Below are 26,691 nucleotides of genomic sequence, written 5' to 3' on the forward strand. Positions count from 1 at the left end.
TTTTCGACCACCACGGCCAATTCCCTGACCGCATACGGCCGCTATGCGACCGGCGTGCGACCGTGCACGGCCGGTGCGCGACTGCGATCGACCGAATACGTCCCTACCCTCGTGGCGAACTCGGGTATCCCTAGCCCCCGTTGAGGGCATGAGGTCCCCATCAACCGCGACGCAACCTCGGGGAGGGGCAATAGTGCTTGAGCCCTCGCAAGAAGCGGACGTCGTCATCGTGGGTTCCGGGGTCGCCGGTCTGTCGGCAGCCCACCAGCTGGCCAGCGCTGGGGTCACCACCGTCGTCCTGGAAGCCGCCCCTTACGTCGGGGGGCGCATGTCCACGGAATCGGTCGACGGGTTCCGCCTCGACCGGATCGGTCAGCTGCTCTCCACCTCGTACCCGGAACTGCGCCGCACACCGGGCCTCGACGACCTGGTCCTGAAGCCGTTCGCGCCGGGCGTCCTGGTGCACAGCGACGGCCGCCTGTACCGGACATGGGAGCCAAGCGGCAGCCTCGACGGTCCTGGAGACGCGGGAAGGAGCGCGGGAAGGAGCGCGGGAAGGAGCGCGGGACGGAGCGCGAGGGGCGCACTCTCGGCGGCGCGCGCCCTTACGAGCGCCCCCCGGGTGGGGCGGGCACCGCGCACGCCCAGGCCACCGCTGGGCGGCCCCCTGGGCCAAGCCCGGCTCGCCGCCTGCCTGACGCGGCTCGCGGCGACCCCCGTAGAGCGTCTGCTGGCCCGTCCCGAACGGCCCGCGCGGCAGGCACTCGCCGCCCAGGCCGCGCTGCCCGCGCGGGGTCTGCCGCACCGCGCCGTCGACGGCTTCGTACGCCCCCTGCTGTCCGCGCTGCTCTGCGACCCACGGCTCACCACCTCCAGCCGGTGCGCCGATCTCGCGCTGCGCGGCTTCGCCCGTGGCCGTCTCTGTCTGCCCGCGGGCGGCGCCGACACGCTGCCCGCGTTGCTGGCCGCGGCGCTGCCCCCGGGCACCGTACGCACCGGGGTGAAGGCCGTGGAGATCGCCACCACGTCCGTACGCACCGCGGGCCACGGCGAACTGCGCTGCCGCGCCGTGCTGTTGGCGACCGGCGCCCGGCAGGCCGCCGAACTGCTGCCGGGACTGCGGATGCCGTCGTTCCACCCGGTGACCGTGCTGCACCACACGGCTCCCGAGCCACCGTTGGCCGAACCCGCGCTGCTGCTGGACGCGGACCGTCGCGGTCCCGTGTCGCACACCGCGGTCGTCAGCGAGGTGGACCCGGCGCGCGCGCCCGTGGGCCGCCCGCTGATCTCCTCCACGGTGCTCGGGCGCCCGCCCGCCGAGTCCGACGTCCGCGCCCATCTGGCGGCCCTGTACGGCACCTCCACGGCGGACTGGGAGCTGATCGCCGTCCACCACGACCCGGAGGCCGTCCCGGCGATGCCGCCGCCGCACGATCTGCGCCGCCCGGTACGGCTGCTCGCCGGTCTGTACGTCTGCGGCGACCACCGGGACACCAGCACCGTGCAGGGTGCCCTCTTCTCCGGCCGCCGCGCCGCGCACGCCCTGCTGCGCGACTTCGGCCTGAGCGCTCCGCACGCGGAGCAACGCCTCCCCGCGGCCGCGTAGGCCACGCGGGGGCCACCACGACCCCCCGTACCCGCGGAGGCTCTCCCCCACGGGTACGGGGCACCATCCACCATCCGGCCATCCGGCCATCCAGCCGCACGGACCCGGGTGTCCGATGACAGGCTCTCAGCCCAGCGCCGCCACCCGGTCCCGGTAGCCCCGTACCGGTGGGGCGTCGCGGTAGGGCTCCAGGCGGCGCTCGAAGTCGCGTACGTACTCGTGGGCCCGCGCCGAGCGCATCTCCGCGGCCTGCTGCGCGGCCTCGGCGCCCAGCGAGCAGGCCTGGTCGAGTTCGCCGAGGCCGAGCCGGGCGCAGGCCAGCACCACGCGGCAGAACAGGCGTGAGCGCGCGTACCCGGGCGCCCGCAGCTGGAGCGAGCGCTCGGCGTGCTGCGCCGCCGCGCGGTACTGCTGGAGGTCCCGGTGGCAGTGCCCGAACTCGTCCGCGAGCTGCGCCTCGTCGAAGAACCGTGCCCAGTACGGCACATCGTCACCCGGCCGTGCCGTCTCCAGCGCGCGCTCGGCCCGTACCAGTGAAGCCGTGCAGGCCCGCACCTCGCCCAGCACCGCGTGCCCGCGCGCCTCGACGGAGTGCAGCAGCGCCTGGACGATGGGCGGGGCCGCCGCACCGACGCCCTGTTGGGCGACCCGCGCCAGCTGGACGGCTTCGCGGCCATGGCTCAGATAGACGGCCTGGCGGCTCATGGTGATGAGGACATACGAGCCGTACGCCCGGTCCCCCGCCGCCTGCGCGAGGCGCAGCGCCTGCACGAAGTACCGCTGCGCGAGTCCGTGGGCCGCGATGTCGTACGAGGTCCACCCGGCGAGCCGGGTCAGGTCCGCGGCCGCCGCGAACAGCCGCCGCCCGGTCGCCTCGCCGTACATGCCGCGCAGCATCGGCTCGGCCTCGTGCTCCAGATAGCGGACCAGGGCCTGGCGCGCGTGCCCGCCGCCGTACGCGTGGTCCAGCGCCCGGAACAGCTCGCCGACCGAGCGCAGCGCCGCGATGTCCCCGGAGCCGACCCGCTGCCCCGGGCCGCGCTCGGTCTGCTGGCGCTGCCGGGGCACCGACTGGCGGCCCTGGGGCGGGACCCGCGGCCCGGCGGGCCCGGCGGGCCCGGTGGGCGGTTCGCCCCGCCCCACCCGCTCGTCGGCGCGGCCGATCAGCCAGTCGCGGCTGGGCACCACCAGACCGGCCGGGGTGAAGGCGATCTTCCGCAGCTCGGCGTGGCTGCCGGAGTCCTTGCGCCACAGGCCGCCGACGATGTCGACGGCTTCCTCGGGCGACGCCGCGAACTCAAGACCCGCGTAGACCGGCGCACAGGCGTCCAGGCCTAAGTCCTGCGCGGTCAGCCGACGCCCGAGTCGGCGGGTGAAGACCTCGGCGATCAGCGCCGGGGTGGTGCCGCGCGGCTGCTGGCCACGCAGCCACCGGGTCACCGAGGTCTTGTCGTACCGCAGATCGAGGCCGTGCTCCAGGCCAAGCTGGTCGACCCTGCGGGCCAGACCCGCGTTGGAGAATCCGGCCTCGGCGATAAGCGCGGCGAGCTGGCGGTTGGGCGTGCGCTGCGGGGGTCGTTCCGTCATCAGCTGTGCGGTCTCCTGCCTTCCGGGCGCCGGGAGCAGCCCTCAGTCCTGCCGCCGAACGGCGTGAATGTAGCGGCCCTCACCGCCCCCGTTGCCGCCTTGGCCAGGCATTCATCCGAACGTGTGAGACAGGCCTCTCAGGGGCACCCGGGGCCCGCCTCGCGAAGCCCCCGTACAGTGGCTTGGAGCGCGCGATCAGCGCACGGTGCACGAGTCTGGAGGCGCCCGAAGTGAGTGAGCTGCGATTCGTCCGAATGGGTTTCGGCCAGAACGCCGTCGAATACCAGGAGGCGTGGCAGGAACAGCGCCGGGTGCACGCGGCGCGCTTCGCGGACGAGATCGACGACACCTGCCTGCTGCTTGAGCACCCGCCGGTGTATACGGCCGGTCGCCGTACCGAGGACAGCGAGCGTCCGCTGGACGGCACCCCGGTCATCGACGTGGACCGCGGCGGCAAGATCACCTGGCACGGTCCAGGACAGCTGGTGGGCTACCCGATCATGAAGCTGCCGCGTCCGGTGGATGTGGTGGCGCATGTGCGCCGCCTTGAGGACGCGCTGATCCGTACGTGCGCCGAGTTCGACGTCGAGACCAGCCGGGTCGAGGGCCGCAGTGGCGTGTGGGTGCTGGGCGACCCGGTGGAGCAGCGTCTTGGCGGCCTCGCGCTGGACTTCGACCCGCGGCTCACGGACGACGAGTTCGACTCCCGGATGAACGGTCCTGAGTACGCCCCGTCCAACGCCGGGCAGCGCCGCGAGGACCGCAAGCTGGGCGCGATCGGCATCCGGGTCGCCAAGGGCGTCACGATGCATGGCTTCGCGCTGAACGTGAACCCGGACAACACCTGGTTCGACCGGATCGTGCCGTGTGGCATCCGGGACGCGGGGGTCGCCTCGCTCGCGGGTGAGCTCGGCCGGAACGTCACGATCGAGGAGGTGGCACCGGTGCTCGAGCGGCACCTGAGGGACGTACTGACCCACGCCGACCTCAAGCCGCGCGTGATCGAGCGCGAGGCCGAGAGCCAGGTCGAGCGCGAGACCGGGCGCGAGACCGGGCGCGAGACCGGGCGCGAGGCCGTGGAGGCGACTGTGTAGGGGCCTGGACTGCCGTAGCGCCCTGGGGAATGCGACCCTAGGGCCAGAGGTTGGCAGGACGTAGGGCCGTACAAATAACGGGCGTACCCTGGTGTGCGCCGAAGAATCGAAGTTGTAGGGAGCCGGACGTGTCCGCTGTCGCACCCGACGGACGCAAGATGCTGCGTCTGGAGGTCCGGAACAGCCAGACCCCCATCGAGCGCAAGCCCGAGTGGATCAAGACCCGGGCGAAGATGGGCCCCGAGTACACGCAGATGCAGAAACTCGTCAAGAGCGAGGGTCTGCACACCGTGTGCCAGGAGGCGGGCTGTCCCAACATCTACGAATGCTGGGAGGACCGCGAGGCGACCTTCCTGATCGGCGGCGACCAGTGCACCCGGCGCTGCGACTTCTGCCAGATCGACACCGGCAAGCCCGAGCCCCTGGACCGGGACGAGCCGCGCCGCGTCGGTGAGTCCGTGGTCACCATGGACCTGAACTACGCCACGATCACCGGCGTCGCGCGCGACGACCTGGAGGACGGCGGCGCCTGGCTGTACGCCGAGACCGTGCGCCAGATCCACGCGATGACGGCGGAGCGCTCCGATGGCTACACCAAGGTCGAGCTCCTCATCCCCGACTTCAACGCCGATCCTGACCAGCTGGCCGAGGTCTTCTCGTCCCGCCCCGAGGTCCTCGGGCACAACGTCGAGACGGTGCCGCGGATCTTCAAGCGCATCCGCCCCGGCTTCCGGTACGAGCGCTCGCTGAAGGTGATCACCGAGGCCCGCGAGGCGGGTCTGGTCACCAAGTCGAACCTGATCCTGGGCATGGGCGAGACCCGTGAGGAGGTCAGCGAGGCGCTGCGCCAGCTGCACGAGGCGGGCACCGAGCTGATCACCATCACCCAGTACCTGCGCCCGACACCTCGGCACCACCCCGTGGAGCGCTGGGTCAAGCCCGCGGAGTTCGTGGAGCTGAAGGAGGAGGCCGAGCAGATCGGCTTCTCCGGTGTGATGTCGGGTCCGCTGGTCCGTTCCTCGTACCGCGCGGGGCGGCTCTACCAGATGGCGATCGAGAAGCGCGGCGCGTATGTCGCCTCGCAGGCTGTGTGAATTCACGCACAAGCGACTACTGGCCAGTAACGGCCGAGATGGCGCGGCCCGTACGCTCCCCGCAGGTCGGGGCGGTGTACGGGCCGCGTCAGGTTTGCCCGCCCTGTCCCGGCACCGCGCCAAGGCTTCATTGCGGTTTGACCGGTCGGTCACGTCCTGGTAACACCAATCAGTGACGCTGTACTCACGCCGAGTGCTACGCCCCCACCGCTCGGCTCTCGCGCCACCGCTGATACCGCGTCGCCTGACACCGCACCGTCGCTGTTACCGCTCGCCCGTACTCCCGCTACACCCGCTCACCCGTGCTTCCGCCACCAAGAGGGGACCCCCGCCATGCAGGCCGCGCCCGTACGCGCCACCGCCATACCGTCCGTCACCGACGCCCTGCGCGTCGTCGAGTCGCTGCTGATGAGCCGCGGCCACCGCACCGCCCGCCGCAACGCCTGGGCCTCTGTGGTCGAGGACCGGCGCCGGGCGAAGGACCGGGTGGAGGCTCAGCGGGTCCTCGAGGCCGTTAGCTCGGCCCGCACGTCGTAGCCGGCTCGCCGGGGACGTAAACTTCACGACATGGCGAGGAAGGACAACGCAGCGAGTACTGCGAACCCAGGGCGGCTCAAGCAGATTGCCCTCACGTACAAGATGACCCGCAAGGCCGACCCCAAGATCGGTCTTGTGATCGGCGCTGTGGGAATCGTCACCTTCGGGGCCCTCCTCGGAATCGGCTTCTGGATCGGACACCCGGTCTACCTCGGCATTCTCGGCTTCCTGCTCGCCTTCCTGGCGATGGCGATCATTTTCGGACGCCGGGCCGAGCGAGCGGCGTTCAGCCAGATGGAGGGCCAGCCGGGTGCGGCTGCCGCCGTGCTGGACAACATCGGGCGCGGCTGGACAACGACTCCGGCGGTGGGCATGAACCGCAGCCAGGACGTGGTGCACCGCGCGGTGGGCAAGGCGGGCATCGTCCTGATCGGCGAGGGCAACCCGAACCGTGTGAAGGGCCTGCTGGCCGCCGAGAAGAAGAAGATGGCGCGCATCCTCACGGATGTGCCGGTCCATGTCTTCATCGTCGGCACCGACGAGGGTCAGGTCCCCCTGAAGAAGCTCCGCACGCGGATGCTGAAGCTCCCGCGCACGCTCACCGGGCCGCAGGTCACCGCGACCAACGACCGGCTGCGGGCAATGGGTGACCTGCTCAGCAACATGCCGCTGCCGAAGGGCCCGATGCCGAAGGGGATGAAGATGCCGCGCGGTGGCCCGCAGGGCCGCTGAACCCGTTCTTCCCAACGCCGGAGGGGCGCCCGGNTGGGTTCCGGGCGCCCCTCCGGCATGCGCGGCGCGCGATCCGTAGCGATACGGGAGCCGTACTGGCGTACTGCCGTACTGGCGCGCGGCCTAGATCCGCACCTGAACCGCGCGACCCACGCGATCGTGCAGCCCACGTCCGTCCCGGTCCCAGATCAGCGCCGGGAGGCCCAGGCACAGCAGCACGCTGCGGACGAGCACCCGTACGAAGCCGAGTCGCCCGCCGTCCTCGCTGACCACACGCAGACCGAGAAGCCGCTTGCCGGGCGTCGAACCGATGGTGCCCACGGTGAGTACATGCAGCACGAGGAACAGCCCGAGCGCCCAGTTGCCCATGGCCTGGCTGTCACCCCGCGCGAAGAGGCCGTAGGCGATGAGCATGCACAGGCCCCAGTCGACGGCGATCGCGCCGAAGCGGCGGCCGAGCGGCGCGATCGCCCCGGGCCCGTGCTCGGGCAGCCCGAGCTGCTCGCCCCGGTAACCGAAGTCGGCACCCATGTCCTCGGCCGCCTGCCGGGGGCCGGACAGCCACGATCCGATTGCTTGCCTGTTATCCACCCGTACACGGTACTGCGCCCTGCTGTAGCCCCCCGGCCCCGGGCCCTGCCTGACCTCTCTGAGATGCCGCTCACCCCTGACCCGGTTAACTTCAACGAAACAAATGGGTCATCCTTGAGAAACGGCCCGTCCCTAAGGTCAGGTCCAGCGTGTGCCACCGCACTGGCCGCACCAAGAGCTACACATCCCCGGCTCCACCCCGGACCGGGAGTAGGAGGAGCTGGATGTTCCAGAACGCCGACGACGCCAAGAAGTTCATCGCAGACGAGGACGTGAAGTTCGTCGACGTCCGCTTCTGCGACCTGCCGGGTGTGATGCAGCACTTCACGGTGCCCGCAGCGGCGTTCGACCCAGCCGAGCAGCTGATGTTCGACGGTTCGTCGATCCGCGGCTTCCAGGCGATCCACGAGTCCGACATGGCGCTCGTGCCCGACCTGACGACGGCCCGCCTCGACCCGTTCCGCCGGGACAAGACGCTGAACGTCAACTTCTTCATCCACGACCCGGTAACCGGCGAGGCCTACAGCCGCGACCCGCGCAACATCGCCAAGAAGGCCGAGGCCTACCTCGCCTCCACCGGCATCGCCGACACCGCGTACTTCGGCCCCGAGGCCGAGTTCTACGTCTTCGACTCGGTGCGCTTCAACACCGCGGCGAACGAGAGCTTCTACCACATCGACTCCGAGGCGGGCGCCTGGAACACCGGCTCGGAGGAGAACAACCGCGGCTACAAGGTCCGCTACAAGGGCGGCTACTTCCCGGCCCCGCCGGTCGACCACTTCGCCGACCTGCGCGCCGAGATCTCCCTTGAGCTGGACAAGAACGGCCTTCAGGTCGAGCGCCAGCACCACGAGGTGGGCACCGCGGGCCAGGCGGAGATCAACTACAAGTTCAACACGCTCCTGGCCGCCGCCGACGACCTGATGCTCTTCAAGTACATCGTCAAGAACGTCGCCTGGCGCAACGGCAAGACCGCGACCTTCATGCCCAAGCCGATCTTCGGTGACAACGGCTCCGGTATGCACGTCCACCAGTCGCTCTGGCAGGGCGGCATCCCGCTCTTCTACGACGAGCAGGGCTACGCGGGCCTCTCGGACACCGCCCGCTACTACATCGGCGGCATCCTCAAGCACGCCCCGTCCCTCCTCGCCTTCACCAACCCGACGGTGAACTCGTACCACCGCCTGGTCCCCGGCTTCGAGGCCCCGGTCAACATGGTCTACTCGCAGCGCAACCGCTCCGCGGCCATGCGTATCCCGATCACGGGCTCCAACCCGAAGGCCAAGCGCGTCGAGTTCCGCGCCCCCGACCCGTCCTCCAACCCGTACCTGGCCTTCTCGGCCCTCCTCCTCGCGGGTCTGGACGGCGTCAAGAACAAGATCGAGCCGGCCGAGCCGATCGACAAGGACCTCTACGAGCTGGCTCCCGAGGAGCACGCGAACGTCCAGCAGGTCCCGACCTCCCTCCCGGCCGTCCTGGACGCCCTCGAGGAGGACAACGAGTACCTCCAGGCGGGCGGCGTCTTCACCTCGGACCTGATCGAGACCTGGATCGACTACAAGCGCACCAACGAAATCGCCCCGATCCAGCTCCGCCCGCACCCGCACGAGTTCGAGCTCTACTTCGACCTCTAGAGAACGCGCAGGTCAGGACCGCTCTTTAGCGCTCTGGGCCGTACCTGGGCCGCGGGCCGTGCCCTTCCCCGATCAGGGGGGAGGACACGGCCCGCAGTCGTTCGGCCTAACGTCGCGAGCCGGGGAACCACTCAGCTACTGAGCGATGGCGCCGACTCCGCCTGGGCACTACCGAAGGAAGACCAACCTTTCCGCCAGTTCGTCGGCCAAGCCGGGTGGCAGATCAGCGTAGTCGTCCCGTTGCTCGATGAGCTCGAAGCCATGACGCTCGTCGCGGACCCGGACAACGCGACGCGTCGCAAGGTGAGTTCGTGGCCGTCGCCATGCGGAACGGCCCGGACGGATCGTGTGTCCCGTCCGAGGCCTTGGCCCGTGCCCCTGGCATCGGGGCGGAACTCGCGCCCCGCCCAGGGTGCGGTGTTGCGCCGTCCGCAGGCCGCTGAGGGTCCGCTAGCGGCCCGGCTTCGGATGAGTGGCCGTCTCGGGACACCCGTCGCGGTGACTGTAGTTGACCAGCGGCGCGCCGGTCCCCCGGTCGTGAACGTGCCTCTCGTACGGCTCGCCCGGCTTAATGGCCTGATCGCAGCGACAGCAGATCACAACGCGCGTATCTCTCCGTACGGCCCTCAGTGCGTCCGCGAGGTGCTGGCCCTCCGGGCACAGGGCCGGGGTGCTGCGGCACGCCTCGCACTGGGCGCCGTGGTCAAGCAGCGCCACGTAGGCCGTCGCGTCGCGGTCGTGTTCGGCACCCCGCGCCGGGCTCACCGGGGTCAGACCGGGATGCCTGTCGTCGCGCGGCTGCTCGCTCATGACGCCACGCCCCGCGCGCCGACCAGGTGGCGGTCAAGGTCGACGCCGAAGTCAGCCGCGAGTACCAGAGCCAGGCACCGCCGCCGCTGACGTGCCCGTTCCTGCCGCTCCTCGTGCTCGGTCAAGTACGGGCGGACCAGGGCCGTTTCCTCGCCGTCCAGCGGCGTGTCGAGCCCGTACGGCGAACGGGGCGCGGGGAGCCACTCCCGCGCACGTCGCGCCGCGACGGGTACGGGTACGGGTACGAGGTGCAGGGATGCCCGTGCGGGTGCGGGGCGAACGGTCGGGCGGGGGCGTTGGCCACCGCCCCCTCGCAAGCCGAAGATCAGACTCGCCCACAGAATCAGGGCATGGATAAGCTCGGGCATGTCGACGCTCCTTCGAAGCGTTGGCCACGCCCCGGGAGTCCTGACCGACTCGCCGGGGTCCTTGTTCTCACGATAACCGATGCCGAAAGCGTCCGGCAGTGGACGGCAGTGGTTGACAGTAGTTGACAGTTGTCGGAGATGCATGAGCGCTGCCGGACGCTTACGTTCGATTCCGTGACAGACAAGATCAACCCCGGTGCTGCCGCCTACCACTACGAACAGCTCGCGAAGATCCTTGAGGGCAAGATCAGAAGCGGGGAGCTTCCGGCGGGAACGAGACTGCCGGGCGAGATGGTCCTGTCCCAGGAATACGGAGTCGGCTCCAATACGGTCCGCCGCGCCCTGGAGATTCTGCGGGATCGGGACTTGGTCGTGACGGTGCGCGCCCGTGGCTCCTTCGTCGCAGAGCAGCCGCCCGCCGCGGCGCCTGAGGGCGACTGACGTACGGCGGCGGGCTTCACGTTCGTGCTGGCGGCCCGTACGCTCGCTGTGACGCCCGCCCCGGCGCGGCGCGGGATATGCCGATGCGGGGCCGCCAGAAGGTACCCGCGGCACTGCGAGTGAAGGAAGGGGCCTCGTGGCGACGGCCTTCAGTATTGCCCTCGGAATCGCGTTGGCCCATGCCGTCCTACTGGCGTTCGCCTTCCTGTTCGTCCGCTTTCGCAGAGGCAGGCGCTGACCTCGACGCATCGATGACGACTCGGGCGCCGCGTGTTACTTCCTGCGCCAGAAGCGACCGCGGCGTGCCAACGACTCCTCGTACAGGCGGGCTGTCTCGTCCCTGGCCACCGTCGCCAGGTAGGAGTCGTGGGGTGCGCCCGTCTGCCAGAAGCCGGAGATCGCGAGGTCGTGGACTTGCAGGGCTTCCTCGTACCGTTGCGCCTGTCGAAGGTCGAGAGCGAGTTTCGCCAGGACGCTGGCCGCCCAGAGGCGGTCACCATGCTTCTCGCAGATCGCCAAGGCCTGCTGGCGGAGTGTCAGGGCGCGCTCGACCAGTCCGGCCTTGAGCAGGGTGTCTGCCAGGGCGTTGACCGCGCTGGCCTCCTGGGGGTCGCCCAGTTCGTGGAAGGTTGTCGCCGCGCGGCTGTAGGCGTCGCTGGCCTCCGGTAGGCGGCCGAGTGCCTGCAAGGCGTGGCCCGTGTTGTAGTCGGCGCTCGCCTCGTTGCGGCGGTCGCCCAGCTCGCGGAAGATCGTCGCGCTGCGGGTGAAGGCTTCCACGGCCTCCTCGGAGCGGCTCGCGTCATGCAGGACGCCGCCGAGGTCGAGCAGTGTCCCGGCTTGCTCCGTACGGTCGCCGAGTGCGGCGAGCACCGCCACGGCGAGCCTGAACGCGTCGGCGGCCTCCGAGGGCCGTTCCGCGTCCCTCAGCACTGTCCCGAGAAGGGTGAGGGCGTCGGCCTCGCCGCGTCGGTCGCCGCGTTCGCGCTGGATGCCGACGGCCCGGCGCAGATGGTCGGCGGCCTCGCCGAACCCGCCGACCGCGCGCAGCGCTTCGCCAAGGTTGTACAGGACCGTGGCCTCGGCATCGGGGTCCTCGCGTCCCTGGCCGGCCGCGAGGGCTTTCCGGAAGGCGTCGACGGCCTCGCGATGACTGCCGAGGCCGCAGAGCGTGGCACCGAGGTTGTTGAGTGAATCGGCCTCGCCGAAGGGGTCACCGAGTCCGCTCAAGAGGGCGGCCGCTCGCCGGTGTTCGTCGGCGGCCTGGTGGAAGTGGCGCTGGGCCTGCAGGGCGGTGCCTAGGTTGTTCCGTACCACCGCTTCGTCGCGAAGGGGTCCTGCGGTCTCCAGGAGGGTCAGGGCTCTGCGGTGGACGTCGATGGCCTCGGCTGAGCGCCCCAGGTGTTGCAGGACGACTCCCAGGTTACTCAACGCGCCTGCCTCAAGGCTGTCGTTGCCGAGTTCGCGGTGTTCAGCCGCCGCCTGGCGATGCGCGTCGGCGGCCTCCTCGTACCGGCCGAGACCGCGCAGCGCCGTTCCCTGGATGTTCAGAGTCCGTGCCGCGACGGTCGGGTCGCGCAGTCCGGCGCAGACCGGGAGCGTGGTCTCGGCGACGGCGAGCATGCTGGCGAAGTCCCGGCGCTCGTAGAGGTAGTGGGTGATGTGGAGGGTGAGTGCCGCCGCGGTCCTGGGCGTGTCGGCGGCGGCAGCGGCAGCGGCAGCGGCGAGGACGACGGCCACGAGGTTGCGTTGCTCGCCGCCGAGCCAGGACAGGGCCGCGCCGCGCTCCGGGAACCGGTCCGTGCTCTGAACGGGCGGCGGAGGCACCTCGAAGTACCGGTCCGCTGCCCGGGCGCCGGTCAGGTAGTAGGCGTAGAGCCGTTCTCGGGCATCCTCCCGCCCGTCGGTGGCGGCGCACGCGCGCCCGTGTTCGTCGGCGTGCAGGCGTACCAGGTCGTGCAGTTGCCAGCGGCCCCATAGAGGGCCGGTCTCGATCAGGTGGGCGCGGGCGAGGTCCTGGAGCAGCAGTTCGGTCCGCAGCCGACTCTGGTCGACCAGGCAGGCGGCGGCCTCGGTGGACAGGTCGGGTCCTGGGTTCAGGGATAACAGCCGGAAGGTGCGGGCATGGTCGGGGTCGAGTCGCTGGTACGAGAGGTCGAAGGCCGCGCGCACGGCGGTGTCGCGGCTGCCCAGCAGGTCCAGGCGGTCGTCGGTGGACTCCAGGGCCTCGCGGACCGAGGAGAGCGGACGGGCCGGAAAGTCGGCGAGCAGCGCGGCGACGATCCGCAGCGCCAGCGGCAGGCCCGCGCAGAGTCCGGCGATCGCGTCGGCGTCGGCCGGGGAGTCGGCTATCCGGGTGTCGTCGATGTCGCCAGTGTCGCCAGTGTCGCTGATGTCGCCGATGTCGCGACCGGCGCGAATCGCCTGATCGAGCAGTGCTACGGAAGCGGCCTGGTCCAGGGCCCGCACGGTGTGGCGCCGAGCGTCGAGGTCCAACGCGTCGCGCGAGGTGACGAGGGCGGCGGTGGTGCCGTCGGCGGGAAGCAACGGGCCAGCCTGCCCGGCGCTGGAAGCGTTGTCGATGACGACCAGCACGCGGCGGCCCTGCTCGGCGAAGGCGGCCAGCACACTGCGGTACAGCCGGACGCGATCCTGTAGCTGTGTCGGGATGTGAACCGCGGGCAGGCCCAAGGCCCGGAGGAATCCGTCGAGGGCGAGGTCTGGCGGCACCCGGCGTTCCCTGTCGTAGCCGAACAGGTCGACGAACAGCACCCCGCCGGGGAACCAGCCCGGCCGGGCGAGGGCACGGGACGCCGCCTGGACGACCAGCTCGGTCTTGCCCACCCCGCCGAGCCCCGCGACCGCCGTCACAGGTGCGGCAGGTCGCCGCCCCGCCCCGGGGGCCAGGCCCTGGAGGAGCCGTTCGACGTCGGCCTCGCGGCCGGTGAACGCGCTTGCGGGGGCTGGCAGTCCGGACAGCGCCGGGGTGATCTCCGGGGGGAGGGTGACGTTGACGATGCCGCCCTGGATCACCGTGCTGAGGAAGACTCCCCCACTGATGTGGTTCGTGAGCCCAGGGTCCATCGCACCGCCCCTTCGGATTCCTCACCGGTACGCCGATGTCGCACCGATGTCGCACCGATGTCGCACCCTACGAGGAGGACAGGCCCAGGCGAGCGGAAACGGGGAGGACGGGTCGCGATTTCGGTCGAACCCATGGGTAGGGTGTCACTGTGCGAGGTCGGGTGGTAGCTTCCTGCTGTCGTTTCCGCCACACCCGGAGCACAAGGCTCCGTGGGACTAGCGGTGCGATGAGGATTACCGATCTTGACTCAGGCGACTCTCGCCCCGGCCGAGACATTCCACCTCACCCCTTACACCCCGCACTGCCGTGTCATCGCCGAAGAAGGCGACCACGCCGTCATCGGGGTTTCGTCCGGGAACAGCTTCTTCTCCGCTCAGCGGCTACACGGCCTCGCCCGCTGGGGCATGGAGAACTTCCACCAAGTCGACTTCGTCTATACCGATTTGCATGTGGCCGACATGTTCGAGGCCCTCGGCTATCCACCCGACGACGCCCGCCGCAAGGCGGTGAAGAACCTGCGCGGCGTACGGGCCAAAGTGACCAACGCCGTTCAGGAAGCCGATCCGTCCGGGGACCGGGTACGGGCGCGGCCCATGTCCGCCCTCACGCTCGCTCCCGCCTACCAGCGTATCCACACCCGTATTCAGGGGTTGTTGGAGACGGACCAGGAGTTCCGTGCGGCGTGTGAGCAGCTTACGGCGATCTTCCTGGACGGGAAGCTGGCGCCGGGCGAAGCCGCCAGTGCGCGGCAGACGCAGGTGTGTCTGGACTATGTGTGCGCCGAGGCGCCGCTGTTCCTCGACACCCCCGCCATCCTGGACGTCCCGTCCTCCGTCAACTGCTACCACCAGGCACTCCCGTTGGCCGATGTGCTGTACGCACGGGGGCCCGGCCTACGCGCCTCCCGCAATCAGGGCCACGGCATTCTCGTCCCCGCCGAAGGCGAGCAACGCGACGACAGAGGCGATGGCCTAGGCGACCGTACTGACCGTGGTGACCAAGGAGTTCGACTGTGACTACCGCCCCGCCTCGCACCACCCTGCCCGCCTTCCCCTTCTCCTGGGACGGGACGCGGCTTCCCGACGACGTCGAGGCGCTGCGTGCCGAGCCCGTGAAGCGGGTGCGTACGATCGCCGGGGACGAGGCCTGGCTCGTCTCGTCGTACGCGCTCTCCAAGCAGGTGCTGGAGGATGAGCGGTTCTCGCTCAAGGACACCTCGGCCCCGGGCGCACCGCGCCAGTACGCCCTCACCATCCCGCCCGAAGTCGTCAACAACATGGGCAACATCACCGGCGCCGGGCTGCGCAGGGCCGTGATGAAGGCGGTCAATCCGAAGGCTCCGGGCCTTCAGGAGTGGCTGGTGAAGTCCGCGCACGGACTCGTTGACCAGCTTGAGCGCTACGGGGCTCCGGTCGATCTGCGCGGCGACTTCGCCGATCCGTACTCGGCTGGCATGCACTGCCACATACTCGGCACGCCCCAGGGCGACGCGTCCCGGCTGATGCGCAGCCTGGATGTGGCGTTCATGAACTCGCCGCGCAGCGTGGAAGCGGCGCGGCTGAACTGGGATCGCGATATCGCGTACATGGTCGCGCGACTCGACGATCCCGACCTGGTGCCTGGCGGTCTGATGGCCGAACTCGCCGCGCTGCGCGGGGACCCGGACTACGACCATCTGACCGACGAGATGCTCGCCACCGTCGGGGTCACGCTGTTCGGCGCCGGGGTGATCTCGACGGCCGGGTTCCTGACCATGGCTATCGTCTCCCTCCTCACCCGGGAGGATGTACGGGAGCAGCTCACCGCCGATCCGTCGCGGGTCGCGGGCGCGATGGACGAGCTGTTGCGGATCAACCTGTCCATTGGGGACGGCCTGCCCCGGATCGCCCTCGCGGATGTCCAGCTGGGTGATGTCACGGTACGGGAGGGGGAGTTGGTCCTCGTCCTGGTGGAAGGGGCCAACTACGACGCTGAGCAGTTCCCCGAGCCGAACGTCTTCGATCCGGGCCGGGAGAACGCGCATACGCATCTGTCCTTCGGGGGTGGCGCGCACTACTGCCCGGCCACCGCACTCGGCAAGAAGCACGCGGAGATCGCGTTGCAGGCCCTGGTGGAGCGGCTGCCGGGGCTGCGGCTCGCGGTGCCGGTCGAGCAGCTCGTCTGGCGCACCAACTTTATGAAGCGCCTTCCTGAGCGGCTTCCGGTCGCCTGGTAGGCGTCGCCGTACCGGTTCCCTGCCCGCCCCCCGTCCAAGCCGCCAGTTGGTCGGGGGTACGCGGGCCGGTGGAGCCGGTGGGCAACAGGCCGTGCGTGGAGAGCAGTTGGGCTGCGGCGATGCCCCAGGGGGTGCGTAGGCCCGCCTGGTGGATCAGGTCCTGGCGGGCCAGGGCGTCAGCCACCGGTCCGGTGTGTACGCCTGAGGGGATGAGCAGGGCCGCGTCGTCCGCCCAGTGCAGGGCGAGGTCCACGTCGTGGGTGGCCATGACGACCGTCGTGCCGCTCGCGCGCAGCCGGGCCAGCGTGGCGAGGAGGCGTTCCTGGCCGTCCGGGTCCAGGCCCGCGGTGGGTTCGTCCAGGATCAGTACGCGGGGGCGCATCGCCACGGCGCCCGCGATGGCCGTGCGTTTGCGCTGCCCGTAGGAGAGGAGGTGAGTGGGGCGGTCGCGTAGGTGCGTGATGTCCAGGGCGGTGAGGGCCTCGTCGATACGGGTGCGGACCTCGGCGTCGGACAGGCCCAGGTTCATCGGGCCGAAGGACACGTCCTGTTCGACGGATGCCGCGAAGAGCTGGTCGTCGGGGTCCTGCACGACCAGTTGGACGGTGGTACGGAGCCGGGTCAGGCCCTTGCGGTCGTACGTGACGGGGGTGCCGTCCAGGAGCAGGGTGCCGCTCGCCGGGCGCAGGCCACCGCTGAGCAGCCTCATCAGGGTCGTCTTGCCGCTGCCGTTGCGGCCCAGCAGGGCGAGTGCGCGGCCTGGCGTGATGGCGAAGTCGAGGGTGTCGATGACGGTCGGGCCCTCGTCGTAGGCGTAGGACACGGCCCGGAGTTCGACCTCGGCCGGGACCTGGGCTGATCCGTGGGCTGATCCGTAAGCCGGATCTTCGGTTTCGGGCGCGCGGGGTGGGGGTGGGGGTGGTCCCTGACCGGTCATCCCAAAGGCCTTTCCAGTACGTGATGCAGGGTGAGGGCGACGGCCGCCACCGCGGCCAGCAGCGTCAGCGCGGCTGCCACGAAGCGCGGCGAGACGCGCGCCTCGGGGACCAGCACGCGCAGGGTGCCGTCGTATCCGCGCCCGGCCAGTCCGGCCTGTAGGCGGGACGCACGGTCGAAGGCGCGGACGAACGCGGTGGCGCCGAGTCCGGCGAGTGAGCGCCAGGTGGCGGCCCGGGTGGTGTGACCCAGCCGGGCGGCCTGCGCCTGGCGGATCCGCGTCATCGAGTCCAGGAGCAGGAAGCTCATCCGGTACGTCACCAGGGCGACGTCAACGACAGCGGCGGGCACCCCCGCCTTCACCAGCCGGGGCAGTAGATCGGACATCGGCGTGGTGAACGCGAACAACAGCACGCCGAGTGAGGCCGCCGACGTACGCAGCAGAAGCCCCGCGGCGCGGGCCGGGCCCTCCGGGTCCAGGGTCACAAACCCTTCGGGGGCGCCCACCTGGACGAGCAGGGTCAGGGCGCCGCTGACGCAGAAACCGAGCGGAATACGGTACGCCCGCCACAGCCGACGCGGGGGCACGCCAGCGGGCCCGAGCAGCACGGTCAGGGCCGTGACGATGACGAGCGCCGCGCCCGGCCAGGGCGGGAGCGAGATGGCCAGTACGGTCAGCCCGAGTCCGAGTACGGCCTTGTCCACGGGGTGACGGCGGCGCCAGCGACTGCTGTGCGCCGCCGCGTCGATGGGCAGCACGGGTGAGGGCCCCGCCTAGTCGCCGCTAGGCGAAGCGGCGGTCTCGGCGTTCTCGGCGTTCTCGGCGTTCTCGGCGTTCTTCTCGTACGCCGCCCGCGCCCGCGCCTCCCCCTGCCTGCGGCCCCGGTGCACCCCGAAGTAGTACGCCAGCACACCGGCGCCGATCGCCGCCTGGAGGGCGAACAGGGCTGACTCGACCTCGCCCGACGGAGGTTCGTAGAGCGGGGTGAACCATGGCTCGTAGCCGGGGTCGATCTCGGTGATCGCACCCTCCGCCTCGCCGTCGGCTCCGGCGAACGGCTCCTCCTTGTGGTCGCCGAGGCCCAGCGCCAGCGGGAGCACCGCGAGCGCGGCCACCACCAGCAACAGCAAGGTGTTGATCTTCGCGTTCTTGGACATGCTCATCGGGACTCCACCTCCGTGCCCTCCGCCGCCTGCGCACCCTTCGCCGCCTGCGCCGCCTGCGACTGCTTCCGCGTCAACAGCACCCCGAGACGCGTCAGCTCCCCCTTGCTGGACCGCACCAAAAGCCGCATCACCAGCACCGTCAGCAGCCCCTCGCTGATGGCCAGCGGGATCTGCGTCACCGCGAAGATCGAGCCGAACTTCCCCAGCGCCCCCAGGAACCCGCTGCTCGGGTCAGTGAAGGCCAGCGCCAGCTGGACACTCGTGACGCAGTACGTGGAGAGGTCCGCGACGAAGGCGCCGCCGAAGACCGCCCCCATCAGCGGCACATCGAACCGCCTCAGCAGCCGGTAGACGCCGTATCCCGCCCACGGCCCGACGATCGCCATCGAGAAGACGTTGGCGCCGAGCGTGGTGAGACCGCCGTGGGCGAGCAGCAGCGCCTGGAAAAGCAGCGTGATGGTGCCAAGTACGGCCATGATCGGCGGCCGGAAGAGAATCGCGCCGAGTCCGGTGCCGGTCGGGTGTGAGCAGCTCCCCGTGACCGACGGGATCTTCAGCGCGGAAAGAACGAAAGTGAAGGCCCCGGACGCGCCAAGGAGCAGCGTGCTCTCGGGGTTGGACTTGACCTCACGGGTCAGGGCACGTACGCCGTGGATGACGAACGGCGCCGCCGCGGCGCTCCAGGCGACCGCGTGTACCGGTGGTAGAAAACCCTCGGCTATATGCATGGCTGAGCAGACCCTCTCCAGCACCTCGTGGATGGACAACGCGCCTTGGCCGGTCTCCTGGCTTACGGGTCATACCGCCCTGACTCCGCCTTCCCGGGTACGTGGAGCTACCCAGTGGCTGCCCCTGGGGGCTGGAGCCGGACTTCCCGATCACAGTGGCGAGGGCCGCGTCGGCATCACACCGATTTCCCGTACGCCAAGGCGTGGTGACACTAGTCCGCTGGTGGGGGCCCTGACAACTACGGGCCGTGGCCAGTGGTTGACCGGCCCGCGATGCGCTACGGCTAAGGGCAGCCGCCCTGGAAGACGTGCTCGTAAGTGCGCAGCAGCTTGGGGGCCTTGGCGCCGCCCTTTCCGTCGGCCTTGCCCTTCGGCTGCGGTGGCGGCGGGTACTCCATCACCGGGACCGGCTTGCACACCGGCCACTGCTCGGTTTCGCGCGCGTCGTCGAAGCCGAACGTCCCGGAGGCTCCCAGTACGCAGCTGACGCAGCTGGCACCGTCCTCGGTATCGAGGATGCCCATGTTGATGATGGTTTGGTAGATATCGTCCGTGGTCGGCATGACCGGGGGGGCCGTGCCCGTGTCCGTGCCCGTGCCCGTGTCCGTGTCCGCGTCCGGGTCAATGGCGTTGATCTCGTTGTAGGCCTGGTCGAAGGCCTCGGAGAGCACCGTGAAGGAGTCCCGGTACATGATCGAGTAGCCGTCGTCCAGCGGCCGCTCCCCCAGCTCGTGTTTCTTCTCCACCTCCTCGAACTGCTCCAGGAAGTGGGCCAGCCCCTCCGGCCGCTCCTTGTGGGTCTTGTCCTCCCACCACGCGGGGTCCACCGAAGCCGCGTTCACCAGCGTGATGTTGGCGTCCCGCATCTGCTGGGTGAGCTCCGGCTTGGAGTGCTCGGTGTCGAGCCCGATGCCCACCTTCAGGATGCGCAGCGGCTTGGAGTTGTCACAGGCGGGTTCCTTGACCAGGTGGCGGATCAGATACGGCAGGTCACGGTCCCGCCCCGCGAAGAAGACCGTGTCCGAGCCGGTCACGCAGACCTTCTGGGCGACGGAGGAGAAGCGGCGCGGGATTCCGGCGTCCTCGCCGGTGATGCCCAGGTAGTAGGCCCGGTTCTTGTCCAGTCCGTACGTATCGCTGAAGCGGTCCTCGAACTGATCGCGCAGGTCGAGCGAGTAGGCGTCCTTCTGCCGGTTGTCCGCGACCAGGAATCCCCGGTCGCCTGGCTCCTTGGCCAGGTACTTGACCAGGGCGTCCACCAGGAGCGCGTTCGACGGGGAGGTCTTGAAGAGGTACGAGTCCTTCATCGTCGTCCCCGTGAGGATCGGCCCGACCGAGGGAATCCGGTGCTCGCCGAGCGCCTCGACCGCCTTGAGGGTCTCCGGGGTGCTGCTGGGCATGCCGAGCACGCCGACCAGCGGGGATTCGTCGTCCGTCATCCCGATCAGCCGGTCCACGGCCGGGCGCCACTTGTCCAGGTCCTTGCCGTCGTTGGCCAGCAGCAGCTGATAGTGCGGACCCGTTGCCGCGTTGGCCTCCAGCTGTGCCGTGTAGGCGCCCGCCAGGGCGCGCCTCATCTCCTCGGCGGTCATGGTGCTGGTGTCGTCGGAGGTGAAGGGCATCATCAGCGCGATCCGCGCGTAGGGGATCCGCGGGCTGCCCTTTTCCGGGGTCTCCCAGGCCTTCTTGACGCTGGCGTTCTCCTCCGCGATGGCGGTGATCAGGCTTTGGATCTCCGGGTCGCCCTTCAGCGAGTCGGTGGCCGTGACGCCCACGCACTCGCCGCCGACCTCCTCCAGGCCCTCCCCGCACTCGTCGGGGAGCAGCGTGACGACGAGCAGGCCGAGGCCTACGAGGAGCGCGAGGCAGACCACCGCGGCGATGGCCTTGTCCAGCGGTCCCCAGACGTGGTTTCTCCAGCGCGTCAGCATGGCTGTGGTTCCTCTCCTCTCGCGACGGTCGTCACGGTCGTCACGGTTCGATGGGGCGGGGCCAGCGGTGGCGTAGTGCCACCGGCCAGGTCTGCGCGGCGCGGTTCAGTACGGCGTGCCCGGTTGGATGGCGTACGGAGAGGAACCGCAGCTCCGTACCCACGCCCTCGCAGAGGTCGTCCAGCGGCTCGGCGAACGGTTCGCGCAGGTACCAGACGGCGTGCAGCAGCCGGTTGACGGAACGCGCGATGGTGCCGGTATCGCCTGGGCCGCCTGTGCCGCCTGGGCCGTCTGTGCGGCCGGTGTCAGGGTGGCGGTGGTCGTGGGCGCCACGGGCGATCTCCGCGCGATCGTCCCTCCAGTGGGCCAGGGGTGGGTGGGGTGCGGTGCTGATGTGCCGCAGGGCGCGCAGCCAGTCCGCCGCGTCCACGTCCTGGCGGCCGAAGTCCTGGGTCAGCCGGGCCACTACGGGCTCCGCGCCGAACCCGGCGAGCGTGTGCCGCAGTACGTCGGCCACGTGTGCGGGGCCGAGCGTCGCGTAGTGCTCGCGCAGGACGATGTGGGTGCCGTCCCAGCGGCGACCCGCGTCGGCTCCCCCGCGCGCCTGGTGGATCAGCAGGTCCCGCAGGAAGGGGTCGGGCACGAATCGCGGCGAACCGCCGGGAGTGTCGGGGGTGTTGTCGTCGGCCGCCTCGCCCTCCGGGACAGCGGTCCAGTGTTCTTCTTCCAGGTATCTGGCGGCCTCGGCGGCGGGCAGCGGGTCGCCTCCGATGCCCGTCGACCGGGCGGCCAGAGCGTCGGCGGCGGCGCGGTCGGGGGCCGGGGAGAGCAGGATGAGGTGATCGCGGTGCTGAGGGTGCGGGATCAGCCGCTCCAGCAGCAGCTCGGTGACCGGGCGGCCGTCGTGGGCGGGCAGGTCGAGCAACTCCTCGGGGCGTACGGTGCGTTCACCCGCCGTGCGGACGACCGCCGCGCCGAGCAGGGCGCTGCCCTCTGGGTGGCCGCGGGTGAGTGCGTGCAGGGCCGCGGGCAGGTGGCGGTGCAGCGGCGCGTCGGCACGGTCGAGCATCAGCAGTACGTCGTCCAGGTCGAGCGGCGCGAGCGGAATGACCAGCAGTCCGGCCGACGGCGACGCGGGGGCGGTACGGGACCAGCCGGAGGTGGCGAGGACCTCGGTGAGGCGACGTCGGGTGGCGTCCGGGTAGCGGCTCGTGGTGGTGTCGCCGAGCCGGGTCGCGATGACGACGAGCGGGTCGTGGGTGTCCGGGGCCGCCGCGCGCTGCTGGAGGATGAGGTCGAGTAACTCCTCACCGGCTTCGGTGTGGACGTTGTCCAGGAGGATGAGGGGCCGGGGGGTGCGGTTCGCCCGCTGCCAGCGCCCGTAGGCCCCGGTGACGTCTTCGGTGAAGGCGGCGACCAGGAGGCGTTCGACCGCGTGGCGGTAGGCGCCACCTTGGTGGAAGCGGAGGCAGAGCCGCACCAACGCCGCCTCGCCGTCGGCCGATCCGGGAACGTGTCCCTGGTACCACTCGCGCGCGGTGCGGCCGGGACGTGCCTTGGTGTGCTGGTGGAAGTACCGCGCGATGACGGCGGTCGCCACGGCCTCCAGATCCTGCTGCCCGCCCGCGTCGGCCAGGCCCTCGCTGATCTCGTACGTCCAGTCCTGGACCCCGCCACCTTCCGGGCCCGCTCCGGAGTCCTCGCGCAGGTCGCAGGCCGTGAGCAGGCGGTCGATCCGGTCGCGGGCCAGGCGCCGTTCGTGGTCGCCGCCCCGGTGCCAGCTGGAGATGGCGAACAGGCCGGGAAGCAGCCGGGGGAAGACGGGACGGCCGGGTCGGCCGAGGGTGGGCGCGAGGTCGCAGGCCAGTTGGACGAGTACCTCCACGACCGTGGAGGCGTTCGACGCCGCGAAGCCGGTATGGCGCGCGGGGTCGGCCTCCGACACATCGACGCGGCCGAGCGGGACGCGACCCCGGTACGCCGCGTCCAGGGCGGCCAGCACCGCGGTCTTGCCCATGCCGTGGCGGCCGGTCAGCAGGACGACGGGCTGGTCACCCGGGTGTTCCTGGCGGACCAGTTCACGCTTGGCCGGTGCCAGGCCGACCAGTCGGGGCACCAGGGCGTGCAGCAACGGGTCACGCGCGTACAGCTGGGACCGCATGCTCCTCCTCTGCCATGGGGACGGGGTCACCGGGTGGTGAGCGCGTCAGCCGCCGAGCAGCCTCCCCAGGGCCTGCCCGATCGCGTCGAGCGCGACCTGTCGGCCCACCGTGTCGGGGGTGCCGCCCAGCAGGCTCCTGACCCGTTCCATCAGGCCGCGCTGGCGGTCCGGGTCTGGTGCGCCGCCACCCGGGTCACCGCCTGGATCGCCGGTACGCGCCAGGGCGGCGGCGCTGGCCAGCAGCGCCGCGCGAGCCTCGTCGTCCAGGGCCAGGACGGGCGCTAACTGCTGGATGAGGCTGCCCAGTTCGGCGGGCGAGAGGGCGGTCTGAACCGACACGGTGTGGTGGAAGTCGCCCTGCGCGTAGTTGACCGTCGCGGCCTCGATATGGGTCTGCTGAGCGCGCTGGCGCTGCCGCGCCACGAACTCCCCTATGCCACCCACCTCGCCCTCACTGAGCACGGCGTCCGTACCGAGGGCGGTCAGCGCCACTTCCGAGCCGACACCGCCTTGGAACTCCGGCCCCGTGCAGGTGATCAGACGCGAGTCGGCGAGGTAGGACAGCGCGCGGGCCACTTCGGAGCGGGAAAGCGCCTCACCGAGGAAGAACACTTCCCCCGAGTCGAAGAAGGCCTCGATCCGCAGTGGCTGGCGGTCGGAGGACGCGTAGATCCAGCGCAGTACGGCGCTGGTGGCGTGTCGGCCGCGGCGTACGGGGTCGGCTCTGCGGGCCTGGAGCAGCCGGGCCTCGGCCACGCCCGCGGGCAGCAGGGTGACCACGGGGGCGTGCTGCCTGGAGCCCTGCGCGCTGATCAGGAGCTGCTCGCTGAGGCGGTCGACGAGGGACCACACGGTGCTCTGCGGGATCGCCTGCCAGATGCCGAACTCGGCGCAGGGAACCGGAAGATCCGGGTCCCGCATGACCCGGTCCCAGACCCATAGGAGCAGGCGGGAGCGGTACCGGTCGAAGCTCTCGCTGTCGGGGTCCGGGAACGAAGGTGCTGCGGCTGACAACTGGCTCAGTCCTGTTCATCCTCGGCCGTCGGCTGGGTGGGTGGCACATCCGGGTGAGCTCACTCGCACCCCGAAGTTACACAGGTTGCACGCGCATCACCACGGAAAGTCAAAAGTCAACTACCTTCCTTCCCTCAGGAGTTCACCGCATGCGCGCACGAATGGATCAAACGTTCTGACGCGGGCGGTCAGCCGCGCCGGTCAGTCAGCCGTGCTGGGCGAAGGCCTCGGCGATCTCATCCCGCCCGGCCCCGGCGGAGAGCAGCAGACGCAGCAGGACGCGCGCCTTGTACGGGTCGAGGAAGCCGCCGCCCAGCAGCCCGCGCCGGAGCAGATCCGTCTCGGAGCCGATCGCGCCGTAGGTGCGGCTCAGCACCGGGCCCGCCCCGGTCCGTGAGGTAAGGATGACCGGGATGCGGGCGGCCAGGCCGCCGAGTACCGGCGCCAGCACCGAGGGGACATGGCCGACGCCGAACCCGGCGACGACCAGGCCCTGGTGGGTGCGGTCGAGCCCGTCGAGCAGGGCGGCGTCGTCGTCGAGGGTGACGGTGTGCAGGGCCACCCGCGCCGGGTCGCCGCCGGGGTGCAGCGGCCGATGACGGGGCGGCCGGGTCAGGACGCGCGGCTCGCCTTCGACGACGTGGCCGACGGGGCCCGTGTCGGGGGACGCGAAGGCGGCCGTGCTGGTGCTGTGCGTCTTGCGGACCCGGCGCGCGGCATGGATCTCGTCGCCGAGCACGACCAGCGCGCCGAGTTCCCGTGCGACGGGCGCGGCGGCGACACGTACCGCCGCGAGCAGGTTGGCGGGGCCGTCGGGGCCCGCGAGGGTCGGGTTGCGCATGGCACCGGTGAAGACGAGGGGCTCGGGGTGCGGCCAGATCAGGTCGGCCAGGAAGGCGGTCTCCTCCAGGGTGTCGGTGCCCTGCGTGACGACCACGCCGACCGCCCCCTCGGCCACCGCCTTCCCCGCGGCGCCGACCACCTCAACAAGCTGATCGACCGTCAGGTCACCGCCGGGCACGGCCTGCGCGTCCCGCACGTCGAGCCGCGCCCCGATCGCGCCCAGCTCTGGTACGGCGGCGACCAGGTCAGCCCCGGTCAGCCGGGTGACCACGGCGCCAGAGTGCCCGGACATGGCGATGGTGCCGCCGAGGGTGAAGAGGGCGACGCTCATCCGCGCGCCAGCGCGTCGCGTACGGCCTCGTCCGTGCGGGCGACCACGGCCGTACCGTCGTCCGCCGTGATGATCGGACGCTGGATCAGCTTCGGATGCGCGGCCAGCGCCGCGATCCAGCGGTCGCGCGCGGGTGCCTCGCGCGGCCAGGCCTGACGGTCGGCGAGCCCAAGTGCCTTGGCATCCGCCTCCTGGGTGCGGGTGATGTCCCAGGGTTCCAGGCCGAGTCGGTCGAGTACGGCGCGGATCTCGTCCTCGGTCGGTACGTCGTCGAGGTAGCGGCGCACGGTGTAGTCGGCGCCTTCCGCGTCGAGCAGCTTGATCGCGCTGCGGCACTTCGAGCAGGCCGGATTGATCCAGATCTCCATGGCGCTCAGCGTAGACGCCGTTGGGGCGGATGGGGCGTCAAAGGGCTTCTGGCCAGCGGCTTTTGTCAGTGGTCCGCAGTAGAATAGAAGCAGTGTTCGAGATGGTCCGCGAGGGCCTCGACCACCTCTGGAGGATGCCCATGGCCGCTGCCGTAGCTACCGCGAAACCCCTGCCGATCGACCTTCCCTACATGCCCCTACTCAAGGAGCCGCTCCCCGCGGGCCGACCGCGCGAGTGGTACATCCGGCACAACCGCCGCCTGAAGGCCATGCGCCTGGCCATCGCCCTGCTGGACTCCGGTGTCTACCGAGCCGAGCAGGCCGATGACCGCAGGATACGTTCCACCGCCGACCTCGTCGGCGTCCATCCGCCGTCCGACATCACCTGCCACATGGTGCGGGCACTGATGCGCTACAGCCGCTGACCACACGCCTTCCACTCCGTGCCGCCAGGCCGCTGGGCTTCCAGGTCACTGGCCGCCAGCTAGGCCGCCGCTCAACGCGGCCTGGTGGCACGGACGATGGCGGAGTGCATGCCGTCGGCGACCGCGTGGGTCGCGGTGATCTCGATGCCGGTGAAGCCCGCCGCCGCCAGACCCGCGCGGTACTCGGCGAAGGACAGCGCGCCCGCGACGCACCCGACGTGGTCGCCTCGCTCGGCGCGCTGCTCCGCGGTGAGTTCGTCGTCGGCGACCACGTCCGTGACCCCGACGCGGCCGCCCGGCTTCAGTACCCGGAAGGCCTCCGCGAAGACGGCGGGCTTGTCGGTGGACAGGTTGATCACGCAGTTGGAGATCACCACGTCCAGGCTCTGGGACGGGAGCGGCACGGACTCAATGGCGCCCCGGAGGAACTCCACGTTGGCGACACCGGCCGCCGCCGCGTTCGCCCTGGCCAGGGCGAGCATCTCGTCGGTCATGTCGAGCCCGTACGCCCGGCCCGTCGGGCCGACTCGGCGCGCCGACAGCAGGACGTCGATGCCGCCGCCGGAGCCGAGGTCCAGGACGCGTTCCCCCTCCCCGAGTTCGGCCACGGCGATCGGGTTTCCACAGCCGAGCGAGGCGGCGACGGCCTCAGCGGGAAGCGTGTCGCGGTCGCCCGCGGCATAGAGCCCGGCGCCGAACTCCGGGCCGGTCGCCACGGCCCCAGACCCGCATCCGGACCCGACCCCAACCCCGGACCCGGACCCGGACCCGGACTCGGAATCGGACTCGGACTCGGACTCGGACTCGGACCCACAGCAGGCGGTGCCGCCTTGGGTGACGGTGCGGGCGGCCGCGGCGTAGTGGGCGCGGACGTGTTCGCGCAGGTTGTCAGGCTGGTCAGTCATCAGACACTCGACCTCCTGTATCGACATCTATAAATACAGAGTGAGCTACTGAATCGACATCTGTCAACATAGAGGACTATCTAATCAATGG

General features: G+C 70.6%; 24 protein-coding genes and 1 riboswitch. Of the genes, 10 read left to right on the forward strand and 14 right to left on the reverse strand.

The features are described 5' to 3' along the window. The first annotated feature begins 193 nt into the window (after positions 1-193). On the forward strand, positions 194-1,606 hold the full coding sequence (locus GCN81_RS03475; RefSeq protein ID WP_156721940.1) for an NAD(P)/FAD-dependent oxidoreductase: 1,413 nt from the start codon (positions 194-196) through the stop codon (positions 1,604-1,606). Positions 1,607-1,732: 126 nt separating this feature from the next. On the opposite strand, the gene GCN81_RS03480 is transcribed toward GCN81_RS03475, so the two are convergent. Further along, on the reverse strand, positions 1,733-3,193 hold the full coding sequence (locus tag GCN81_RS03480; protein WP_156721941.1) for a regulator: 1,461 nt from the start codon (positions 3,191-3,193) through the stop codon (positions 1,733-1,735). A gap of 230 nt (positions 3,194-3,423) precedes the next feature. Here GCN81_RS03480 and lipB point away from each other — a divergent pair, with 230 nt between their 5' ends. The 4 genes from lipB (at position 3,424) to GCN81_RS03500 (ending at position 6,650) form a co-directional block, all read left to right on the forward strand. Beyond that, positions 3,424-4,287, forward strand: a complete 864-nt coding sequence (gene lipB, locus GCN81_RS03485; RefSeq protein ID WP_156721942.1) for a lipoyl(octanoyl) transferase LipB — start codon at positions 3,424-3,426, stop codon at positions 4,285-4,287. A gap of 128 nt (positions 4,288-4,415) precedes the next feature. Beyond that, on the forward strand, positions 4,416-5,381 hold the full coding sequence (locus GCN81_RS03490) for a lipoyl synthase (protein ID WP_156721943.1): 966 nt from the start codon (positions 4,416-4,418) through the stop codon (positions 5,379-5,381). A gap of 333 nt (positions 5,382-5,714) precedes the next feature. After that, the gene (locus tag GCN81_RS03495; RefSeq protein ID WP_156721944.1) at positions 5,715-5,918 is read left to right on the forward strand and encodes an SCO2195 family GlnR-regulated protein; all 204 of its coding nucleotides are present in this window, start codon (positions 5,715-5,717) and stop codon (positions 5,916-5,918) included. Between the two features lie 30 nt (positions 5,919-5,948). Further along, positions 5,949-6,650, forward strand: a complete 702-nt coding sequence (locus GCN81_RS03500) for a DUF4191 domain-containing protein (protein ID WP_156721945.1) — start codon at positions 5,949-5,951, stop codon at positions 6,648-6,650. Between the two features lie 123 nt (positions 6,651-6,773). Here the strand turns inward: GCN81_RS03500 and GCN81_RS03505 are convergent, their stop codons facing one another. Continuing rightward, on the reverse strand, positions 6,774-7,241 hold the full coding sequence (locus GCN81_RS03505; protein WP_156721946.1) for an RDD family protein: 468 nt from the start codon (positions 7,239-7,241) through the stop codon (positions 6,774-6,776). 224 nt (positions 7,242-7,465) lie between these two features. Between GCN81_RS03505 and glnA the strand changes: the two genes are divergently transcribed. Next, entirely contained in the window at positions 7,466-8,875 is a 1,410-nt protein-coding gene (gene glnA / locus GCN81_RS03510; protein ID WP_156721947.1) for a type I glutamate--ammonia ligase, read from the forward strand. Between the two features lie 806 nt (positions 8,876-9,681). Here glnA and GCN81_RS03515 read toward each other — a convergent pair. After that, entirely contained in the window at positions 9,682-10,053 is a 372-nt protein-coding gene (locus GCN81_RS03515; RefSeq protein ID WP_156721948.1) for a hypothetical protein, read from the reverse strand. A gap of 174 nt (positions 10,054-10,227) precedes the next feature. Between GCN81_RS03515 and GCN81_RS03520 the strand changes: the two genes are divergently transcribed. Next, positions 10,228-10,494 (forward strand): GntR family transcriptional regulator, encoded by a 267-nt coding sequence (locus GCN81_RS03520; RefSeq protein ID WP_231626333.1) that lies wholly within the window; start codon positions 10,228-10,230, stop codon positions 10,492-10,494. A gap of 273 nt (positions 10,495-10,767) precedes the next feature. Here GCN81_RS03520 and GCN81_RS32670 read toward each other — a convergent pair whose 3' ends face one another. Continuing rightward, a complete protein-coding gene (locus GCN81_RS32670) occupies positions 10,768-13,575 on the reverse strand; it encodes a tetratricopeptide repeat protein (RefSeq protein WP_156721950.1) in 2,808 nt (935 codons plus the stop codon). 243 nt (positions 13,576-13,818) lie between these two features. Between GCN81_RS32670 and GCN81_RS03530 the strand changes: the two genes are divergently transcribed. Together GCN81_RS03530 and GCN81_RS03535 are read left to right on the forward strand one after the other, a co-directional pair. After that, on the forward strand, positions 13,819-14,592 hold the full coding sequence (locus GCN81_RS03530) for a cyclodityrosine synthase (protein WP_156721951.1): 774 nt from the start codon (positions 13,819-13,821) through the stop codon (positions 14,590-14,592). Further along, positions 14,589-15,791, forward strand: coding sequence for a cytochrome P450 (locus GCN81_RS03535; protein ID WP_156721952.1), 1,203 nt, complete (start codon positions 14,589-14,591; stop codon positions 15,789-15,791). Before GCN81_RS03530 ends, GCN81_RS03535 begins: the two co-directional genes overlap by 4 nt. Here GCN81_RS03535 and GCN81_RS03540 read toward each other — a convergent pair. The 9 genes from GCN81_RS03540 to GCN81_RS03580 form a co-directional block, all read right to left on the reverse strand. Then, positions 15,751-16,614: an ATP-binding cassette domain-containing protein gene (locus GCN81_RS03540; RefSeq protein WP_231626334.1), complete on the reverse strand. Its 864-nt coding sequence runs from the start codon at positions 16,612-16,614 to the stop codon at positions 15,751-15,753. The two genes, GCN81_RS03535 and GCN81_RS03540, sit on opposite strands and share 41 nt — an antisense overlap. A gap of 110 nt (positions 16,615-16,724) precedes the next feature. Beyond that, positions 16,725-17,486: a cobalt ECF transporter T component CbiQ gene (gene cbiQ / locus GCN81_RS03545; RefSeq protein ID WP_156721954.1), complete on the reverse strand. Its 762-nt coding sequence runs from the start codon at positions 17,484-17,486 to the stop codon at positions 16,725-16,727. A 15-nt stretch (positions 17,487-17,501) separates the two neighbouring features. Further along, on the reverse strand, positions 17,502-17,885 hold the full coding sequence (locus GCN81_RS03550; RefSeq protein ID WP_156721989.1) for an energy-coupling factor ABC transporter substrate-binding protein: 384 nt from the start codon (positions 17,883-17,885) through the stop codon (positions 17,502-17,504). Between the two features lie 2 nt (positions 17,886-17,887). After that, the gene (locus tag GCN81_RS03555) at positions 17,888-18,622 is read right to left on the reverse strand and encodes an energy-coupling factor ABC transporter permease (RefSeq protein WP_156721955.1); all 735 of its coding nucleotides are present in this window, start codon (positions 18,620-18,622) and stop codon (positions 17,888-17,890) included. 30 nt (positions 18,623-18,652) lie between these two features. Continuing rightward, positions 18,653-18,838, reverse strand: a riboswitch (cobalamin riboswitch). A 68-nt stretch (positions 18,839-18,906) separates the two neighbouring features. Then, positions 18,907-20,553 carry an ABC transporter substrate-binding protein gene (locus tag GCN81_RS03560; RefSeq protein ID WP_156721956.1) on the reverse strand — a complete coding sequence of 549 codons (1,647 nt, stop codon included), beginning with the start codon at positions 20,551-20,553 and terminating at the stop codon, positions 18,907-18,909. A 40-nt stretch (positions 20,554-20,593) separates the two neighbouring features. Continuing rightward, entirely contained in the window at positions 20,594-22,714 is a 2,121-nt protein-coding gene (locus GCN81_RS03565; RefSeq protein WP_156721957.1) for an ATP-binding protein, read from the reverse strand. A gap of 45 nt (positions 22,715-22,759) precedes the next feature. After that, positions 22,760-23,728, reverse strand: a complete 969-nt coding sequence (locus tag GCN81_RS03570; RefSeq protein ID WP_156721958.1) for a hypothetical protein — start codon at positions 23,726-23,728, stop codon at positions 22,760-22,762. A 205-nt stretch (positions 23,729-23,933) separates the two neighbouring features. Continuing rightward, a complete protein-coding gene (locus GCN81_RS03575; protein WP_156721959.1) occupies positions 23,934-24,902 on the reverse strand; it encodes an asparaginase in 969 nt (322 codons plus the stop codon). Next, positions 24,899-25,270 (reverse strand): arsenate reductase family protein, encoded by a 372-nt coding sequence (locus tag GCN81_RS03580; protein ID WP_156721960.1) that lies wholly within the window; start codon positions 25,268-25,270, stop codon positions 24,899-24,901. Before GCN81_RS03580 ends, GCN81_RS03575 begins: the two co-directional genes overlap by 4 nt. Positions 25,271-25,410: 140 nt before the next feature. Between GCN81_RS03580 and GCN81_RS03585 the strand changes: the two genes are divergently transcribed. Beyond that, positions 25,411-25,695 (forward strand): hypothetical protein, encoded by a 285-nt coding sequence (locus GCN81_RS03585; protein ID WP_156721990.1) that lies wholly within the window; start codon positions 25,411-25,413, stop codon positions 25,693-25,695. A 71-nt stretch (positions 25,696-25,766) separates the two neighbouring features. Here the strand turns inward: GCN81_RS03585 and arsM are convergent, their stop codons facing one another. Next, on the reverse strand, positions 25,767-26,600 hold the full coding sequence (gene arsM, locus GCN81_RS03590) for an arsenite methyltransferase (RefSeq protein ID WP_156721961.1): 834 nt from the start codon (positions 26,598-26,600) through the stop codon (positions 25,767-25,769). Positions 26,601-26,691: the final 91 nt, after the last annotated feature.

It is taken from the genome of Streptomyces apocyni (genome assembly GCF_009739465.1).
GTDB classification, from domain to species: domain Bacteria; phylum Actinomycetota; class Actinomycetes; order Streptomycetales; family Streptomycetaceae; genus Streptomyces; species Streptomyces apocyni.